The organism is Bradyrhizobium sp. KZN70725 (assembly GCF_055264925.1).
In genome coordinates, this window is sequence record NZ_JBUYWT010000021.1 from 34998 (window position 1) to 52658 (window position 17661).

Below are 17661 nucleotides of genomic sequence, written 5' to 3' on the forward strand. Positions count from 1 at the left end.
ACGGGGCACGAGCTAGCTCAATAGTTCACAACGCCGCGCGCGACAAATGCGGACTGATCAAACGCCTGGGTGATCTCAAGGCCTAGCGCTCGTCTGCAATCACCTTGCCGTCGTTTGGCAGCGAGCCGGTGCCGACCAGCTCGACGGTGCCGCCGAGCTTTGTCACGGCACGCAGCGTTGCCGCGACGTCGCTCTGCAGGGCATCCGCCGCCGAGGCGCATTCGGCCCTCAGCGTCATGGCGTCGGCCTCGCCGGCGCGCGTGACGACAAGGCGCAGCCGTCCGAGCTCGGGATGGCGCTTGCCGATCTCCGCGATCTGGTCGGGTCGCACGAACATCCCCTTCACCTTGGTGGTCTGGTCGGCGCGGCCCATCCAGCCCTTGATTCGCATGTTGGTGCGTCCGCAGCGGCTTGGGCCGGTCAGGGCGGCGGTCAGATCGCCGAGCGCGAGGCGAATCCAGGGATGGTGCGGATCGAGCGAGGTCACCACGATCTCGCCGACGTCCCCCGGCGCAACCGGATCGCCGGTGCCGGGCTTGACGATCTCCAGGATCAGGTCCTCGTTGACCGTCATTCCCTCGCGCGCCGCCGTCTCGAACGCGATCAAGCCGAGATCGGCAGTACCGAAGGCTTGGTAAGCCTCGACGCCGCGCGACTTCATCTCCTCCTGCAATGATTTCGGAAATGCCGCGCCTGAGACCAGCGCGCGCTTGATCGAGGACACATCGCGGCCGGCGGTAGCGGCGGCGTCGAGCAGGATCTTCAGGAAGTCCGGGGTGCCGCTATAGCCGATCGGGCGATAGGCCTCGATCAGCTCGAATTGCTGCTCGGTATTGCCGGGGCCTGCCGGGATCACCGCGCAGCCGAGCGCCCGCGCCGCGGCGTCGAAGATGAAGCCGCCGGGGGTGAGGTGATAGCTGAAGGTGTTCAGCACCACATCCCCCTCGCGAAAGCCCGCCGCAAAGAGCGCCCGGGCGCCGCGCCAGGGGTCCGCCTGACGGCCCTCGGGCTCGAAGATCGGTCCGGGCGAGGTGAACAGCCGAGCGAACGAGCCAGGCGTGTCGGCCACGAAGCCGCCGAACGGCGGGGCGGCCTTGTGCAGGGCCGGCAGTTCCGACTTGCGCAGCACCGGCAGCCCGGCCAGCGCCGCCCGGCTGGTGATGGAGGCGGGGTCGGTGCCCCTCAACAGGTTGGCATAGGCCGGCGCCGCCATCGCCTTGCGCAGCACCTCGGGCAGCCGGGCGAACAACGCGGCCTCGCGCTCGGCCGGATCGCGCGTTTCAAGGGCGTCGTAATGGTCGGTCATGGCAGGTCCTTGAGAGGATGTGCGCGGGTTGCGTGCCGGTCCGCCCGTGCTATCAGACGGTGACCGCTGACATTGGGACGGTTCCAGGGAGCACAATGGCTGAGGCAGAGAGCGTTGCGGCGCACGGGGCCGCCGACGTCGTCGCGAGGCTGAAGCGCCGCATCGTCGACCAGGCCCTGCCACTGTGGTCGACCGCAGGCTGGGACAGCAGCGCCGGCGGCTTTGTCGACCGGCTGCACCAGGACGGGACAGCGGACCGCGCCGCCCCGCGCCGGATCATGGTGCAGGCCCGCCAGATCTATTGCTACGCCAAGGCGGCCCAGCTCGGCTGGTATCCGGAAGGACGCGCGATCGCGCTGAAGGGGCTGGACTACCTGCTGGCCAAGGCCAAGGCGCCGGACGGCCGGCCCGGCTTCGTCTACAGCCTGACCGCGGAGGGCGGCGTGCACGATCCGCTGCGCGACACCTACGGCCACGCCTTCGTGCTGCTCGCGCTCGCGACCGTCTACGGCCTCGACCAGGACGCCCAGATCCGCGCCGAGATCGACGCGCTGCTGTCGTTCCTCGATACCCAGCTGCGCTCGCCCCATGGCGGCTTCCACGAGGGCCTGCCGCCCTCGATGCCGCGCCGGCAGAACCCGCAGATGCATCTGTTCGAGGCGATGATCGCCTGCTTCGACGCGACCCACGATTTGTCGTTCCAGAACCGCGCCGGCGATTTCTTCGCGCTGTTCCTCGCCAACCTCTACGACAAGCAGACGCGCACCCTCGGCGAATATTTCGAGGAGGACTGGTCGAAGATCCCGCCGGTCAGCGTCGAGCCTGGACACCTCGCGGAATGGGTCTGGCTGCTGAAGGGATTCGAGCGCATCACCGGCTGCCCGACCGGGCGCCCGCGCGGCGAGCTGCTGGCGTCGGCGCTGCGCTATTGCGATGCGGCCACCGGCTGCCTGGTCGACGAGGGCGACGCAGAGGGCAATATCCGCCGCCACACACGGCGGCTTTGGCCGCAGAGCGAGCTGGCGAAGGCGTGGATCGCGCAAGCCGAGTCGGGCGAAGCCGGCGCGGCGGACGAGGCGCGTGCGGCGCTGGTGCTGCTCGAGCGGCACTATCTCGGCCATGCCGTGGCCGGCGGCTGGTACGATCAGTTCGACCGCGACGGCAATTCGCTGGTCGCCACGATCCCGGCGTCGTCGTTCTATCATGTGCTTTGCGCGGTCACTGAAGCCGAGCAGGTGCTCGGATAGAACCGCCTTCCTGGTCTGACGCGTTTTCTGCACACGCAACTCCGCCCGAAAACGCTCGCTATCCTCACAGCCAGCGCTTGCGCCGCTTGAAGCTCTTCAGGTTCTTGAAGCTCTTGCGCTGGTCGCCGGCGCCGCCGAGGTAGAATTCCTTGACGTCCTCATTGTCGCGCAGCTCGTCGGCGGAGCCGTCGAGCACGACCTTGCCCTGTTCCATGATGTAGCCATGGCTCGCGACCGAGAGCGCGGCGCGCGCATTCTGCTCGACCAGGAGGATCGTGACGCCGAGGTCGCGGTTGATCTCCTTGATGATCGCGAACACTTCCTTGACGAGCAGAGGCGATAGCCCCATCGACGGCTCGTCCATCAGGATCATCTTCGGGCGCGCCATCAGCGCGCGGCCGATCGCGAGCATCTGCTGCTCGCCGCCGGAGAGATAGCCGGCGAGGCCGGTGCGCTCCTTCAGGCGCGGGAAATACTTGAACACCATGTCGATGTCATCGGAGACCTCGCCGTCGCGCCGGGTGAAGGCGCCGAGCCGCAGGTTCTCCAGCGACGTCATATCGGCGACGATGCGGCGGCCTTCCATCACCTGGAAGATGCCGCGGCGGACGATCTTGTCCGGATCGATGCCGTTGATGCGCTGGCCCTCGAACAGGATCTCGCCGCGGGTGACCTCGCCGTCCTCGGTCTTGAGCAGGCCGGAGATCGCCTTCAGCGTGGTCGACTTGCCGGCGCCGTTGGCGCCGAGCAGCGCCACGATCGCGCCCTTCGGCACTTCGAGACTGAGGCCGCGCAGCACCAGGATGACGTCGTCATAGACGACCTCGATGTTGTTGACGCTGAGCAGCGGCGGCGGCGGGACGGCCGTCGGCATCGGGCGGGTGGCTTCGAGGGTTTCGTTCATGGTCTGTGTTACCCTTCGACGTCATTGCCGGGCATAGCCGTCCGAAGAACGGCGTCGCTTCCGCTCGCCTTTGACCCGGCAATCCATCGATCGGAATACGTCTTCGCTTGATGGATGCGCGGGTCGAGCCCGCGCATGACGATTTGTGGACGTGATCAGCCGTTGCCTTACCACCCAAACCATTCCGGCTTGCGCGGTAGGTCGACGGTCTTCACCTTCTCGAGCTTGATCGTGCCCTTGCCCATCAGGTCGTTGATGTCGCCATCGGTCGCGCCCGAGATCTTCGAGCGATACAGGTCGACCTTCGTGGTCGGGCGGTGATCCTTTTCGGTCCAGGTCGACGGATTGCAGACGCCGTCCATGCCGGCCGGCACCCAATCCTTCTTCTGGTAGAAGCCCTTGGCGACGTTCTCGCCGGTGGCGCCGCCGTTCTTGGCGGCCCAGTCGAGCGCCTCCTTCAGATAGAGCGCGCTGCAGACCGCGGCGATGTAGTGCACCGGCCGATAGACCTTGCCGGACGGGTCGGACATCTTGGAGATTTCCATCACGGTCTTCATGCCGGGCGCGTTGCCGCCCCAGCTCACCGCCGTGCGGAGCGGGAAGATCACGCCGTCGGCTGCATCGCCGGCGGTCTTCGCCGCGTTCTCGTCCATGCCCCAGACATTGCCGAGGAATTGGACATCGACGCCGGCGGTCTTGCAGGCCTTCAGCACCGAGATGTTCGAGGCCGCCGTGTTGCCGAGATAGGCATAATTTGCGCCCGAGCTCTTCAGGCTGAGACACTGCGCCGAGTAGTCGCCGGGCGACAGCGCGAACACCAGCGGCGGCAGCACCTCGAAGCCGAGCTCGGTCGCCAGCGCTTCACCAGCCGCCTTCGGTGCGTTCGGATACGGATGGTTGGCGCCCATGTGGACGAATTTCGGCTTGCCGGGCTTGCCCTTGGCCTTCCAGTCCTCCGCGGCCCATGTCAGCATCGCGCGCATCGAGTCCGAATAGCTCGGGCCGTAGAAGAAATTGTAGGGTGCGGGCTTGGCCTTGCCGCTGGTGCCTTCCGGATCGGTCAGCGCGGCGGCGTAGGAGCCGGAGATGTCCGGGATCTTGTCCTGCGCCAGGAAGCCGGTGAGGGCTTCGGTATCCGCCGTGCCCCAGCCCATGATCGCCGCGACCTTGCCGTCGGGCGCCGACCACTTCTTGTACAGCGCGATGGCGCGCGGCACCTGGTAGCCATAGTCGTTGCTGTCGACATTGAGCTGCTTGCCGCCGATGCCGCCGTTCTTGTTCACCCAGGCGAAGGTGTCCGCGACGCCCTGGCCATAGGGGGTGCCGACGTCGGACGTGCCGCCCGAGAGGTCCTGCAGATGGCCGATGGCGATCTGCGCCTGCGCGGTGGTGGCCGCGCTGCTGATCAGCAGCGCAACGGAGACCGAGCTCAAAAGGGATCTAATCGTCATTTTTTCTTTCCTCCTGCCTATTCGTTGAACCGAATTTTGAGTTGCGTTCCGTGCCTTGCGTCAATGCGAGAACGGGTAGAGCTTCCAGTAGGCCTTGATCTGCCGCCAGCGATGCGCGAGGCCGTCGGGCTCGAACATCAAGAAGCCGATGATGATCAGGCCGATCGCGATCTCGCGCAGGAAGGTGATGTTGTTGTTGAGCTGCAGCGCCTTGTCGATGGCGCCGCCCTTCAGCCAGGCGCTCAGCCATTCCATCGATTCCGGCAGCAGCACCACGAAGGCCGTGCCCATCAGCGTGCCCATCACCGAGCCCGTGCCGCCGATGATGACCATGGCGAGGAACAGCACCGAGCGCTCGATGCCAAAGCCTTCCTGCGAGACCACGAGTTGATAGTGCGCGTAGAGCGCGCCGGCGATGCCGGCAAAGAAGGCGGCAAGCCCGAACGACAGCGTCCGGTACTTGGTGAGGTTGATGCCCATGATCTCGGCGGAGAGATAGTGATCGCGGATCGCGACCAGCGCGCGGCCGTCGCGGGTGCGCATCAGATTGGTGACGAGCAAATAGCTGACCACCATGTAGGCGAGCACGACGTAGAAATACTGGCGGTCGCCGCGCAGGGTGTAGCCGAAGATCGAGAACGGATTGGCGCTGGCCGGCACCGAGCCGCCCGAGAACCATTCGGCGCGCGAGAAGAAGTCGAGCAGGATATACTGCGCGGCGAGCGTCGCGATCACGAGATAGAGTCCCTTCAGCCGCGCCGCCGGCACGCCGAAGATCAGGCCGACCAGCGCCGTGACGACGCCGGCGAGGGGGATGGCGAAGAACACCGGGATCGGCGCGTTGTTGGAGATGTAGGCCGAGGTAAACGCGCCGAACAGGAAGAACGCGGCATGGCCGATCGAGATCTGGCCGGTGAAGCCGACCAGGACGTTGAGGCCGAGGGCTGCGATCGCGAAGATGCCGATCTGGATCGCGATCGAGAGCAGGTAGTTGGACAGCAGCATCGGCGCGAAGCAGGCGAGCACGATGCCGAGGATCGCGAAATTGCGGCTGGTTGCGGTCGGGAAGACCGTGGTGTCGGCCGCATAGCTGGTGCGGAAATCGCCCGAGGGGATGAGTGTGCTTGTCGCCATTGATCAGACCCGCTCAATATCCTTGGTGCCGAACAGGCCGTACGGCTTGATCATCAGGATGATGATCAGGACGTAGAACGGCGCGATCTCGTAGAGATTGCCCCAGTGCAGGTACTGGCTGTCGACATACTGGGCGACGTTTTCCAGCAGCCCGATGATGATGCCGCCGAGCACGGCGCCGCCGACCGAGTCGAGCCCGCCCAGGATCGCGGCCGGAAAGACCTTGATGCCGTAGGCGGAGAGGCCGGACGACACGCCGTTGACCACGGCGACCACGACACCGGCGACCGCCGAGACGGTGGCCGAGATCGCCCACGCCATCGCGAACACGTTCTTGACGGAAATGCCGAGCGACTGCGCGACCTGCTGGTTGAAGGCGGTGGCGCGCATCGCAAGGCCGTACTTGGAGGCGCGGAAGAACCAGGCCATGCCGACCATCATGGCGAGCGAGACCACGAGGCTCATGACATAGACGGTCTGGATCTGCAGTCCGAACAGGCTGACCGACTGGCTCTGGAACACGCGCGGGAACGGCTGCGGGTTGACGCCGAAGATCCACTTCAGCGCGGCCTGGAACACCGTCGACAGGCCGATCGTCACCATGATCACGGAGATGATGGGCTCGCCGATCATCGGACGCAGGATCACGACCTGGATCGCGATCCCGAAGATGAACATGAAGACCAGCGTGATTGGCATGCCGACCCAGAACGGCACCTGATACTTCGTCAGCAGCGCCCAGCACACCCAGGCGCCGACCAGCAGCAATTCGCCCTGCGCGAAGTTCACGACCTGCGTCGCCTTGTAGATCAGCACGAACGACATCGCGACCACGCCGTAAAGCGTGCCGACCACGAGGCCGTTGACGATCAACTGGATCAGGAACTGGGTGTTCATGGGGTACGGTCGCTCCGGACTGCGGCGCCAGCACCCTCTCCCCTTGCGGGAGAGGGTGGCTTCGCAAAGCGAAGCCGGGTGAGGGGTTGTCTCCGCATCGGGATCGTGGAGAGGGTACCCCTCACCCAAGCGAGTTCGTGTCGACTAACGGTGTAGCCCTCTCCCACAAGGGGAGAGGGCACATTCATGAGCACCGCGTTCTGGTCGCGCAACACAGTCATTCCGCGGCCTCCGCGATCACGGCGCGGCCGAGGTCGACGACCTCGAGCGTGGTGCGGACGCGCTGGATCGAGCCGTCCTGGAAGCGGATCACGGTGTCGACGGGGATAGTGGCCTTGCCGCGGTAGATCGCATCGATGATGTCGGCGTATTTCTCGTTGATCACGCCGCGGCGGACTTTTCGGGTCCGGGTCAGCTCGCCGTCATCGGCATCGAGCTCCTTGTAGAGCAGCAAAAAGCGCGAGATGCGTTGCGCCGGCGGCAGGGTGGCATTGACGGTCTCGACCTCATTCTTGAGCAGCGCATAGACTTCGGGCCGCGAGGACAGGTCGGTGTAGGTCGTGAACGAGATCCGGTTCTTCTCCGCCCATTTCGAGATGATCGAGTAGCGGATGCAAATCATCGCCGCGAGCGCGTCGCGGCCGGCGCCGAGCACCACCGCCTCGGCGACATAGGGCGAAAACTTCAGCTTGTTCTCGATATATTGCGGCGAGAAGCGTTCGCCGCGCGAGGTCTCGGCGAGATCCTTGATGCGGTCGATCACGACAAGCTGCCGGTTGTCGTTGTAGTAGCCGGCATCGCCCGAATGCATCCAGCCGTCCTTGATGTCGGCGACCGATGCTTCGGGGTTCTTGTAATAGCCGTGGAACATGTTCGGATGCCGCACCACGATCTCGCCGACGCCGTTGACGTCGGCATTGTCGATGCGGATCTCGATGCTGTCGGCCATCGGCACGCCGGTGGTGTCGGGATCGACCTTGCCTTCGGGATGCAGCGTGTAGGCGCCGAGCAGCTCGGTCTGGCCGTATAGCGTGCGCAGCGGCACGCCCATCGCCTGGAAGAACTTGAAGGTATCCGGCCCGAGCGCCGCGCCGCCGGTCGCCGCCGAGCGCAGCCGCGTGAAGCCGAGCCGGTCGCGCAGCGCACGGAACAAGAGCTGGTCGGCGAACACAGAACGCTTGCCCTCGGCGAGCGCCGCAAGGCCGGTCCTCATACCGAGGTCATAGAGCCGCTGCTTGAACGGCGAGGCGTCCATCACCCCGGCGCGGACGTCCGCCGCGATCGATTCCCAGACCCGCGGCGCGAACAGCACGAAGGTCGGCGCGATCTCGCGGAAGTCGTGCATCATGGTGTCGGGCTCTTCGACGAAGTTGACCTTCATCCGGGAGAGCAACCCTTTGCCCAGCGCGTAGATCTGTTCCATGATCCAGGGCAGCGGCAGCACCGAAACATATTCGTCGTCCGGCCCCTTCGGATCGAAGGCGAGATAGGTCGCGCAGTGCCGCAGCACGCGTCCGGCCGAGAGCATCGCAAGCTTCGGATTGGCTGTCGTGCCCGAGGTGGTGCAGAGGATCGCGACGTCCTCGCCATCAGTGGCATCGACCAGCCGCTCGTAGAGCCCAGGCTCGCGCTCGGCGCGGTCGCGGCCCAGCGCCACGAGCTTGCTCGCCTCCATCAATCGCGGATCGTCGTATTTGCGCATGCCGCGAGGGTCGGAATAGACGATGTACTTGAGGTGGGGCACGCGATCGGCCAGGCCGAGCATCTTGTCGACCTGTTCCTCGTCCTCGGCGAAGACCAGCTTGGCCTCGCCATAGGTCAGGAGGTAGGCGGCTTCCTCGTCGAGCACGTCGCGGTAAAGGCCGAGGCTCATCGCGCCAATCGCGTGGGCCGCGATCTCGGCGGCGACCCAGTCCGGCCGGTTGTCGCCGATAATGCCGATCACGTCGCCGCGGCCAAGCCCGAGCTCGACCATGCCGAGCGCGAAATCATGGGTGCGGGTCTGGTAGTCGTTCCAGGTGAATTCGCGCCACAACCCGAAATCCTTCTCGCGCAGCGCGATCTCCTGGCCGTGTTCCTTCGCGTTCAGGCGCAGCATCTTGGGAAAGGTGTCGGCCTGCGCGGCGCGACCGGCATAGTCCATCATGCGGCGCTCTCCCGCACCGCCGGCTTGTCGTCGGGATCGACCAGCGCCTCGTCCTCTTCGCCGAGATAGGCGCGCTTGACATGGGGATCGGCGAGCACGGTGGCCGGATCGCCCTCGGCGATCTTGCGGCCGAAGTCGAGCACCATGACGCGGTGGGAGATGTCCATCACGACGCCCATGTCGTGCTCGATCATCATCACCGTCATGCCGAACTCTTCGTTGAGATCGACGATGTAGCGCGCCATGTCTTCCTTCTCTTCGAAGTTCATGCCGGCCATCGGCTCGTCGAGCAGGATCAGTTGCGGCTCGAGCGCCATCGCGCGGGCGAGCTCGACGCGCTTGCGCAGGCCGTAGGGCAGAGTGCCGGCGGTCGCCTTGCGCACCGATTGCAGATCGAGGAAGTCGATGATCTCCTCCACCTTGCGGCGGTGCTCCAGCTCCTCGCGGCGCGCGCCGGTCAGCCAGTACAGCGATCCCGTGATGAAGTTGTTCTTCAGGAGGTGATGGCGGCCGACCATAATGTTGTCGAGCACGCTCATGTGGTGGAACAGCGCGAGATTCTGGAAGGTCCGGCCGATGCCGAGCCGGGGCCGCGCGTTCGGGTTGAGGCCGGTAATGTCCTGGCCGCGATAGAACAGCTGGCCTTCGGTCGGCCGGTAGCGGCCGGAGATACAGTTGACGATCGAGGTCTTGCCGGCGCCGTTCGGGCCGATGATGGAGAACAGCTCGCCCTCGTTGACGCCGAAGCTCACTTCGGTCAGCGCGCGGACGCCGCCAAAGCGCAATGAGACTCCGCGCACCTCGAGACTATTAGCCACCCTGTTCCCTCCAGATACGGGCGCTTTGGCGCGCTCTTTATCTTCGCTTCGATCTTACTCTTCGATCTTACATGGGCCGCCGAAGGGAGACCATCCGACTAATGATGCCTGCGTTCGGGAGATCGCTTGACCCGATCGCCTGCGTCATGCGCGGTAACGCCGCACCCGCCTGCAAGCCCGTCTCTCGCGTCGTCCGCCTTCAGCGATCCATCAAGGAGCTGCGCGACGTTACGCGAGGTGGCTCTGAATACGAGAAAGCGATAGGTTGAATTGTCATGTGCCCGACATTTAGTCAGGAATTTTCGCTGGCATTCCAGGCCTCGGGTCCCTGGCTTCGCGCACGGCGTTGCTGCGGTGCAATATCGTTGCAGTATCTTGGGGAGGACGCCGTCGCTAGCATGATAGCTGCTGATTACCTGAGGCACATCGCGGCCTGGTCGCGCGAACTGAGCGAGCAAGAAATCGAAATCGCGCGCGCCGGCATTTCCGAAAAATCCTATCGCGCCAACGAATTCATCTTCATGCGCGGCGACAATTTTCAGTACTGGACCGGCATCGTCACCGGGCTGGCGCGCATGGGCATCGTCTCGCGCGGCGGCAAGGCGGCGAGTTTCGCGGGTCTCACCGCAGGCGCGTGGTTCGGCGAGGGGACCGTGCTCAAAAATGAGCCCAGGCGCTACGATGTGGTCGCACTGCGCGACACGCGACTGGCGATGATGGATCGCCGGACCTTCGTCTGGCTGTTCGAGAACAGTGTCGGCTTCAACCGGTTCCTGGTCGGCTCGCTCAATGAGCGGCTCGGCCAGTTCATTGCGCTGCTCGAATATGGCCGCACGCTGGATGCCACCGCGCGGCTGGCGCGCTCGATCGCCTCGCTGTTCAATCCGATTCTCTACCCCGACCTCACCCTGCACCTGGAGATCACCCAGGAGGAGATCGGGGCGCTGTCGGGGATCTCCCGGCAGAACGCCAACCAGTGCCTGAAGCGGCTGGAGCGCGAGGGGCTGTTGCGGCTCGACTATGGCGGGGTGACCATCCTCAACCTCGACCGGTTGCGCCACTACGGGGAATGATGGGATCCAGGCCGCATTTAACCATTTTCGGGGGCGCTGAAGCCCCGATTCAGCAATTGTGATGTTAGACTTGGAGCAGGCCGGATGCTACAGACCGGCCTCGTCGGCGCGCTGTTTGCGCGATCTCTGGAGATGACATGGCAGTTAAGGATTCGGCGGCTCAGGACTCGAAGCGGCGCGTTGCGTTGATCACCGGCGTCACCGGGCAGGACGGCGCGTATCTCGCCGAATATCTGCTCGGCCTCGGTTATACCGTGCACGGGCTCAAGCGTCGCTCGTCCTCACTCAACACCGCGCGTGTCGACCATCTCTACCAGGATCCGCATGTCGGCAACGTCCCGTTCCTGATGCACTATGGCGACATGACCGATTCGACCAATCTGATCCGCCTGGTGCAGCAGATCCGGCCGACCGAGATCTACAACCTCGCGGCGCAAAGCCACGTCCAGGTCAGTTTCGAGAGCCCGGAATACACCGCCAACGCCGACGCGATCGGCGTGCTGCGGCTGCTGGAGGCGATTCGCATCCTCGGCATGGAAAAGGAAACGCGGTTCTACCAGGCCTCGACCTCGGAGCTTTACGGGCTCGTGCAAGAGGTGCCGCAGAAGGAGACCACGCCATTCTATCCGCGCTCGCCCTATGGCGTCGCCAAGCTCTACGGCTACTGGATCACGGTGAACTACCGTGAGGCCTATGGCATGTTCGCCAGCAACGGCATCCTGTTCAACCATGAGAGCCCGATCCGCGGCGAGACTTTCGTGACGCGCAAGATCACCCGCGCCGTTGCCCGCATCGAGGTCGGCCTCGAGAACAAGCTCTATCTCGGCAATCTCGACGCCAAGCGCGACTGGGGCCACGCCCGCGACTATGTCGAGGGCATGCACAGGATCCTGCAAGTCGACGAGCCCGGCGACTTCGTGCTCGCGACCGGCGAGACGCGGTCGGTCCGCGAGTTCGTCGAGCTGGCGTTTGCCGAGGTCGGCCGCAGCATCGAATGGCGCGGCAAGGGCGTCGAGGAGGTCGGTATCGACAAGGCGTCCGGCAACACCCTGGTACAGATTGATCCGACCTATTTCCGCCCGACCGAGGTCGATCTTCTGATCGGCGACGCCAGCAAGGCGCGCGCCAAGCTCGGCTGGGCGCCGAAGACGCCGTTCGCGCAGCTGGTGAAGGAAATGGTCGCCAGCGATCTCGTCGAGGCCAGGCAGGACGCGGCCAATGGCAAGCACGGCGTTTGAGCTGAAGGACAAGACGGTCTTCGTTGCCGGCCATCGCGGCATGGTCGGCTCGGCGCTGATGCGCCGGCTGGCGCGCGAGGAGGCCGACCTTCTGACGGTGTCGCGCAGCGAGGTCGATCTGCGCGACCAAACCGCGGTCAACGCATGGTTTGCCGCGAAGCGGCCGCAGGCCGTATTCCTCGCCGCCGCCAAGGTCGGCGGCATCGTCGCCAACAACACGCTGCGGGCGGAATTCCTCTACGACAATCTGGCGATCTCGAGCAACGTGATCCAGGCGGCGCACGCCAATGGCTGCGAGAAGCTGATGTTCTTCGGCTCGTCCTGCATCTATCCGCGCCTGGCGCCACAGCCGCTGCGCGAGGATTCGATGTTGACCGGCCCGCTCGAGCCAACCAACGAGCCCTATGCCATCGCCAAGATCGCCGGCATCAAGATGGCCGAGGCCTATCGCAGCCAGTACGGCGCCGATTTCATCAGCGTGATGCCGACCAATCTCTACGGCCCCGGCGACAATTATCACCCCGAATACAGCCACGTCGTCGCCGCGCTGATCCGCCGCTTCCACGAGGCCAAGGTTTCGGGCGCCGGCAACGTCGCGGTGTGGGGCACCGGCACGCCGCGCCGCGAATTCCTCTATGTCGACGATCTCGCCGACGCCTGCATCCATCTGATGAAGACCTATTCATCGCCCGAACTGGTCAATATCGGCACCGGCGAGGACATCACCATCGCCGAGTTCGCGCGCGTCGTCGCGGCCGCTGTCGGCTATCGCGGCGAGATCAGCTTCGACACGTCGCGCCCGGACGGCACGCCGCGCAAGCTGCTCGACGTCGGCCGGCTGGCCAGGCTCGGCTGGCGCGCCACCACCTCGCTCGAGGATGGCATCGCCCTCGCGTACCAGGCCTATCTGCGCGAGACGAAGTGACGCGGTGAACCTCCCGCCCTCCGACTGAGAATATCTGTCGGCTTGGCGACGCCGCGCGGCTAGGATGCGCGTGCCCAAGCGTGCCGCAAGAGCCGCCAGTGCGTCGGAGGAGACATCATGAAGGTTCTACGCCGCCAGTTCCTGCAACTTGCAGCCGCTACGGCTGCGTTGCCGCTCACATTTGGGAAAGCGTTTGCCGAGGCCTATCCGGCGCGGCCGGTTCGTCTCGTGATCGGCTATACGCCCGGCGGTTCGGCGGACCTGACGGCGCGCCTGATGGGGCAGTGGCTGTCGGAAAAGCTCGGGCAATCCTTCATTGTCGAGAACCGGCCGGGCGGCGGGACCAACATCGCCACCGAGCAGGCGCTGCGCGCGGCGCCCGATGGCTACACGCTGCTGCTGGTCGCGCCGGCCAATGCGATCAATGCGACGCTCTACCAGAAGCTGCCGTTCGATTTCATGCGCGAGATGGAGCCAATCGCGGGCATCATTCGCTTTCCCAACGTCGTGGTGGTGAACCCCTCGCTGCCGATCAAGTCGATTCCCGAATTGATCGCCTATGCAAAGGCCAATCCCGGCAAGCTCAACATGGCGTCCTCAGGCAACGGTTCGACGATCCACATGTCGGGCGAACTGTTCAAGATGCTGACCGGCATCAACATGCAGCACGTGCCCTACCGGGGCGGCGCGCCGGCGCTCACCGATATGCTGTCCGGCGTGATGCAGGTGATGTTTGACAATCTTCCGACCTGCGCCGAGCACGTCAAATTGGGCAAGCTGCGCGGACTTGCGGTCACCAGCACGACCCGTTCGGACGTGCTTCCGGACCTGCCGCCGGTCGCCGACTTCCTGCCGGGTTACGAGGCGAGCGCCTGGTACGGCCTCGCGGCGCCGAAGAACACGCCGCCTGAAATCGTCGACAGGCTCAACAAGGCCGTCAATGAAATCCTCGCCGATCCCAAGGCCAAGGCGCGCTTTACCGAGATCGGCGCGATCATGCTGCCGGGCTCGGCTGCCGACTTCGGCAGACTGGTGGCCGACGAGACCGAGAAATGGGGCAAGGTGGTCAAGTTCGCCGGCGCCAAGGTTGATTAGAGCGTTTTCGAGCGAAATGGACGCCGGTTCGCGTGAAGGAAACGCGTCAAAACTAGAATCTAGAGCTCCGTTCCGATTCGATCGGAACGGAAAAGGTTCTAGCTTCGCGCCGTCGCGCGCGGCGGATTCTTTGAAAGCGCCGCCGCCATCGCCGATATCAGCGGCCGCATGAAGAAGGCGTCTTCGGCCGGGTAGATGTCGGTGCGCAGGCCTTGGGACTTGAGTTCGTCCGATACCGCCGGTCCGACCGACGCGATCGGCGTACGCTCGAACCCCTCGCGTAACCTGTCCTCGCAGCCGCGCGCCCGTGCCACCTCGATCAGGCGGCGGACCTGGCCGAGATTGGTCAGAGCGATCGCGTCGATGCGGCCCTGCGCCATCTCCTCGATCGCGGTGACGATGTTGGCGTCGGCGGCCTGCGCGTCATAGACATAGGGCAGCACCGTATCGACCTCGGCGCCCTGTGCCTTGATCGCGCCGATCAGGCTGGCGTGATCCTTGTCGGGATAGAGCTGCAGGCCGAGCCGATGGCCAGTCAAGTCGAGCTTCGACAGCATCTCGGCGACGCCTTCCGAGGTTGGCTTCTCGGTCGTCATTTGCGGTTCCAGGCCGATCTCGCGCAGTGCCCGGCCGGGTTTGGGGCCGCGAGCGAATTTGCGCGCCTTGGCGAGGCTATCGCCGAACTCCCGCTCGACGCCGATCCGGCCCACGACTTTCATCAGCCGGCGCAGGCCTTCGCCGGTCATCAGCACGAGGTCGTCGAGCGGCCGTTCGATGGCGCGGCGAATCCAGGCCACGATCGGCGCCGGATCAGGCGCATCGTGGATGGTGAACATCGGGCATTGCAGCACGTCGGCGCCCTGTTCGGCGAGCAGGCGGGAAAACTGCGCCTCCTCGCGCGTCTCGAGGATCAGGATGCGGTAGCCGTTCAGCCGTTCAGCCATGATGGACCCTAACAAACATTGTCGTCATTTGTTCGATTTGACCCCGGCGCCGGGATTGGCGCAACGCCGCCTGCGGTGTAGACGAGGGCCGAAAATGACCGTTCCATCAATCTGCTCAAGCTTTGGTCAATTGGCATGCCCGACCATCAGTTCGTTTTGACCCTGTCCTGTCCGGACCGTCCAGGGATCGTCTCGGCGGTCTCGACGTTTCTCGCCCATAACGGCCAGAACATCCTGGACGCCCAGCAGTTCGATGACGTGGAGACCGGCAAGTTCTTCATGCGCGTGGTGTTTACCGCGGCCGACCTCGCGGTCGAGCTCGCGGCGCTGCAGACCGGCTTTGCCGCGATCGCCGAACGTTTCGGGATGGAATGGCAGATGCGCGATCGCGCCAGCCGCCGCCGGGTGATGCTATTGGTGTCGAAGTCCGATCACTGCCTGGTCGACATCCTCTACCGCTGGCGTACCGGCGAACTCGAAATGATCCCGACCGCGATCGTCTCCAACCATCCGCGCGAGACCTATGGCTCGCTCGATTTCGGCGATATCCCGTTCCATCATCTGCCGGTGACGAAGGGGACCAAGCGGCAGCAGGAAGACGCGGTGTGGAAGCTGGCCCAGGACACCAAGACCGATCTCGTGGTGCTGGCCCGCTACATGCAGATCCTGTCGGACGAGATGTCGGCGCGGCTGTCAGGCCGCTGCATCAACATCCATCATTCCTTCCTGCCGGGCTTCAAGGGCGCCAGGCCCTACCACCAGGCCCATGAGCGCGGCGTCAAGCTGATCGGCGCCACCGCGCATTACGTCACGTGCGACCTCGACGAAGGCCCGATCATCGACCAGGACGTCGAGCGCATCAGCCATCGCGACACGCCTGAGGATCTCGTGCGCAAGGGGCGCGACATCGAGCGCCGGGTGCTGGCGCGCGCGATCCGCTACCATCTCGCCGATCGCGTCATCCTCAACGGACGCAAGACCGTGGTGTTCGTGGACTGATCCGCGTTCACTCCGGTTGTCGCGCTTTGACGGCTAGGGTGTCGCCCTGCATCGAGGTGCTGCATGAAACTCATCCACATGAGCGACATCCATCTGACGACGCCGGGGAGCACGATCTTTGGCCGTGATCCCATGCAAGAACTTCGAGCGCGCTGGATCAGGTGCTTGCCGATCACCGCGACGCCGAGCTGATGGTGATCTCGGCGATCTTTCGGGTATCGGCGAGCTCGCTGACTATCACTTGCCGCGCGAACGCCTGAACGGGTTCTCAATCCCGGTGCGGCTCTGCATCGGCAATCATGATCATCGCGAGAGGTGTCTCAGCGTGTTTCCCGCGCCGACGCGGACGAGTTCGCGCAAGGCGTTCACGACACCTCGTTCGGCCGCTGCCTGCTGCTTGACACCTACGACCTGCAGACGGCCGCCGGCAGCTTTTGCCCGGCGCGGCAGGCCTGGCTGGAACACCAGCTATCGGAGCATGACGGCCCGTTCTTCCTGGTCATGCATCACAATCTATTCCCGACCCGCATCGCGCCGGTGGACCGGATCGGCCTGCTCGATGATGCAGGTTCCGATCAATCGTCACGAAGCACCGGAGCAAGATCAGGCACATCTTCTTCGGTCACCGCCACATCGTGCCGGGCGGTTCGGTGCGGGCGTTCCCATAACCCTCGCTGCGCCGAACCACGACGGCTATTCAGTATTCGCTGAGGTGCTGACCGTCGCCGATCTGCCGGATTCCTACGGGGTGCGTTCGTCGGCGACGACTACGTCACTGTCCACATGGTGGAGTTCGGCTACCGCGGCGAAATCATCCGCGAGGATGGCTCCAGCTAGTCTGTCGGGCTGTCGCTATCCCTGTGCACGGCACAACCCGGTGCCTGTCCTATCCGGCCGTACGCTCAGTGGGCAGCATCCTGCGGTGGCGTTGCCGGCTTGGGATCATCGCCGCGCTCGGCCGCAGGCATCAGGCGCTTGCGCTCCCGCTCCTGCATGTACTTGTCGTATTCGGGGGTACCTGCCCGCGGCGGCGCGTCGGCGGGCAGGCCGCCGGCCCAGGCCGGAATGTAGTCGGCCATGCCGGCCGAGAGCTTCCGGTTCACGGTGCCGCATCCTCCGAGCGTACAGGCCGCGAACGCGAGGGCAGTCAGGACAGAGATAGGGCGCGAGAAGATCGACATGTGAGGCAGGATACAGCCCTGGTCTTTATGGATGATGATCTTGGCGCGACCGTTCGGCTGCAATTGTGCTTGTTTGTTGACATCGCAGCGCTGTTTGTACGATCGTACAAATGATCGGGACCGCCAAGGTGCTCTGGTGACGCGTGATCGGTTCTTGGGCATTGAGTTTCGTGGCGTTCTTGGTATTTTAATACCACTTTCTTAGTTGGATTCGATCGCGTCCCGCGCGACACACATCCATCGTCCGATTGACAGAGGGCACGGGGAGACGCCTTGTCGCGTTGCGGCTTGGCGGTGACATGG

16 protein-coding genes are annotated in these 17661 nt (G+C 64.6%); 7 read left to right on the plus strand and 9 right to left on the minus strand.

The genetic code is table 11. From position 1 onward, the window contains the following. Window positions 1-82 precede the first annotated feature (82 nt). Window positions 83-1306 carry a phenylacetate--CoA ligase family protein gene (locus ACZBJS_RS21000; RefSeq protein WP_463439089.1) on the minus strand — a complete coding sequence of 408 codons (1224 nt, stop codon included), beginning with the start codon at window positions 1304-1306 and terminating at the stop codon, window positions 83-85. Window positions 1307-1401: 95 nt separating this feature from the next. Here ACZBJS_RS21000 and ACZBJS_RS21005 point away from each other — a divergent pair, with 95 nt between their 5' ends. Further along, complete coding sequence (locus tag ACZBJS_RS21005; RefSeq protein ID WP_463439090.1) at window positions 1402-2553, plus strand: AGE family epimerase/isomerase; 1152 nt, start codon at window positions 1402-1404, stop codon at window positions 2551-2553. 64 nt (window positions 2554-2617) lie between these two features. On the opposite strand, the gene ACZBJS_RS21010 is transcribed toward ACZBJS_RS21005, so the two are convergent. The 6 genes from ACZBJS_RS21010 to ACZBJS_RS21035 form a co-directional block, all read right to left on the minus strand. Continuing rightward, window positions 2618-3457, minus strand: coding sequence for an ABC transporter ATP-binding protein (locus ACZBJS_RS21010; RefSeq protein WP_028338343.1), 840 nt, complete (start codon window positions 3455-3457; stop codon window positions 2618-2620). Between the two features lie 167 nt (window positions 3458-3624). Continuing rightward, complete coding sequence (locus tag ACZBJS_RS21015) at window positions 3625-4908, minus strand: ABC transporter substrate-binding protein (protein ID WP_028338342.1); 1284 nt, start codon at window positions 4906-4908, stop codon at window positions 3625-3627. A 60-nt stretch (window positions 4909-4968) separates the two neighbouring features. Then, window positions 4969-6042, minus strand: coding sequence for a branched-chain amino acid ABC transporter permease (locus ACZBJS_RS21020; protein ID WP_253589806.1), 1074 nt, complete (start codon window positions 6040-6042; stop codon window positions 4969-4971). 3 nt (window positions 6043-6045) lie between these two features. Further along, window positions 6046-6939, minus strand: coding sequence for a branched-chain amino acid ABC transporter permease (locus ACZBJS_RS21025; protein WP_028343071.1), 894 nt, complete (start codon window positions 6937-6939; stop codon window positions 6046-6048). A 217-nt stretch (window positions 6940-7156) separates the two neighbouring features. Continuing rightward, complete coding sequence (locus ACZBJS_RS21030) at window positions 7157-9085, minus strand: long-chain fatty acid--CoA ligase (RefSeq protein ID WP_310885803.1); 1929 nt, start codon at window positions 9083-9085, stop codon at window positions 7157-7159. Continuing rightward, window positions 9082-9903 carry an ABC transporter ATP-binding protein gene (locus ACZBJS_RS21035; protein WP_028338338.1) on the minus strand — a complete coding sequence of 274 codons (822 nt, stop codon included), beginning with the start codon at window positions 9901-9903 and terminating at the stop codon, window positions 9082-9084. Before ACZBJS_RS21035 ends, ACZBJS_RS21030 begins: the two co-directional genes overlap by 4 nt. 398 nt (window positions 9904-10301) lie before the next feature. On the opposite strand from ACZBJS_RS21035, the gene ACZBJS_RS21040 reads away from it, so the two are divergent. The 4 genes from ACZBJS_RS21040 to ACZBJS_RS21055 all read left to right on the plus strand — a co-directional run bounded on the left by ACZBJS_RS21040 (window position 10302) and on the right by ACZBJS_RS21055 (window position 14234). Further along, window positions 10302-10976 carry a Crp/Fnr family transcriptional regulator gene (locus tag ACZBJS_RS21040; protein ID WP_028338337.1) on the plus strand — a complete coding sequence of 225 codons (675 nt, stop codon included), beginning with the start codon at window positions 10302-10304 and terminating at the stop codon, window positions 10974-10976. Window positions 10977-11113: 137 nt separating this feature from the next. After that, complete coding sequence (gmd, locus tag ACZBJS_RS21045; protein WP_411782425.1) at window positions 11114-12214, plus strand: GDP-mannose 4,6-dehydratase; 1101 nt, start codon at window positions 11114-11116, stop codon at window positions 12212-12214. After that, a complete protein-coding gene (fcl, locus tag ACZBJS_RS21050) occupies window positions 12195-13139 on the plus strand; it encodes a GDP-L-fucose synthase (RefSeq protein WP_301322305.1) in 945 nt (314 codons plus the stop codon). The genes gmd and fcl overlap by 20 nt, the downstream gene beginning before the upstream one ends. Before the next feature lie 117 nt (window positions 13140-13256). Further along, on the plus strand, window positions 13257-14234 hold the full coding sequence (locus ACZBJS_RS21055) for a tripartite tricarboxylate transporter substrate binding protein (protein WP_463439091.1): 978 nt from the start codon (window positions 13257-13259) through the stop codon (window positions 14232-14234). 98 nt (window positions 14235-14332) lie between these two features. On the opposite strand, the gene ACZBJS_RS21060 is transcribed toward ACZBJS_RS21055, so the two are convergent. Continuing rightward, the gene (locus ACZBJS_RS21060) at window positions 14333-15178 is read right to left on the minus strand and encodes a uroporphyrinogen-III synthase (protein ID WP_253589809.1); all 846 of its coding nucleotides are present in this window, start codon (window positions 15176-15178) and stop codon (window positions 14333-14335) included. Window positions 15179-15313: 135 nt separating this feature from the next. Here ACZBJS_RS21060 and purU point away from each other — a divergent pair, with 135 nt between their 5' ends. Both purU and ACZBJS_RS21070 read left to right on the plus strand, forming a co-directional pair. Next, complete coding sequence (gene purU / locus ACZBJS_RS21065; protein ID WP_229161371.1) at window positions 15314-16177, plus strand: formyltetrahydrofolate deformylase; 864 nt, start codon at window positions 15314-15316, stop codon at window positions 16175-16177. Window positions 16178-16492: 315 nt separating this feature from the next. After that, entirely contained in the window at window positions 16493-16888 is a 396-nt protein-coding gene (locus tag ACZBJS_RS21070) for a metallophosphoesterase family protein (protein WP_253589810.1), read from the plus strand. 191 nt (window positions 16889-17079) lie between these two features. Here ACZBJS_RS21070 and ACZBJS_RS21075 read toward each other — a convergent pair whose 3' ends face one another. Continuing rightward, window positions 17080-17358: a hypothetical protein gene (locus tag ACZBJS_RS21075; RefSeq protein WP_229161380.1), complete on the minus strand. Its 279-nt coding sequence runs from the start codon at window positions 17356-17358 to the stop codon at window positions 17080-17082. Between the last annotated feature and the right edge of the window lie 303 nt (window positions 17359-17661).